1 protein-coding gene is annotated in these 709 nt (G+C 39.8%); it reads left to right on the top strand.

Features of this window, described 5'->3' with window-relative positions; all coding sequences use genetic code 11:
- The first annotated feature begins 40 nt into the window (after positions 1–40).
- Positions 41–691 (top strand): IS1595-like element ISPssp3 family transposase, encoded by a 651-nt coding sequence (locus JMW94_RS14735; RefSeq protein WP_201604901.1) that lies wholly within the window; start codon positions 41–43, stop codon positions 689–691.
- Positions 692–709 lie beyond the last annotated feature (18 nt).

The following is a 709-nucleotide window of genomic DNA, read 5'->3' as shown; positions in this document are numbered from 1 at the left end:
GGGGCTGTCCTAGATAAGTAAAATTATTTAGGATAGCACTATGAGAAAAAGCAAACTAAGTTGGTATAAACAAAACAGACTAATCGAGTTATTTGTTGCCGGTTCAACCGCCAGAACAGCAGCAAGCTTAGTTGGTGTTAATAAAACCACAGCCAGTTATTACTTTCATAGGCTAAGACGGCTTATTTACGAGAATAGCCAAGACCCTGGTCTATTTGAAGGCGAAATCGAAGTAGACGAATCATACTTTGGTGGAACCCGCAAAGGCAAGCGAGGGCGAGGTGCTGGTAGCAAAGTGCCCGTGTTTGGCCTATTAAAGCGTAATGGCAAGGTCTACGCTTGTATTATACCCAATGCTAAAGCAGATACTTTGATCCCAATCATAAGAGAAAAAGTGAAGCCTGATAGCATTGTTTATACTGACTCATTTAAAAGCTATAACGCATTAGATGTCAGTGAGTTTACTCATTATCGTATCAACCACTCTAAAACCTTTGTTAATGATAAGAATCATATTAACGGCATAGAGAACTTCTGGAACCAAGCTAAACGGCATCTACGTAAGTTTAACGGGGTTCCAAAAGAGCATTTTCACCTCTATTTAAAGGAATGTGAGTGGCGTTTTAATCACAGTGACCCAAAGTCGCAATTACTACAATTAAAACAATGGGTTAAACAGGGTTTGAACTAGTTATCTAGGACAGCCCCT

The sequence above is a fragment of the Psychrobacter immobilis genome (assembly GCF_904846185.1).
GTDB classification, from domain to species: domain Bacteria; phylum Pseudomonadota; class Gammaproteobacteria; order Pseudomonadales; family Moraxellaceae; genus Psychrobacter; species Psychrobacter immobilis_B.
The sequence above is the reverse complement of the archived record's forward strand: the minus strand, read 5'-3'. Positions and strand labels throughout refer to the sequence as shown.

Excerpts from the sequence above, each read along its gene's own strand:
- JMW94_RS14735 (WP_201604901.1), top strand. The coding sequence starts at position 41 with ATGAGAAAAAGCAAACTAAGTTGGTATAAACAAAACAGACTAATCGAG.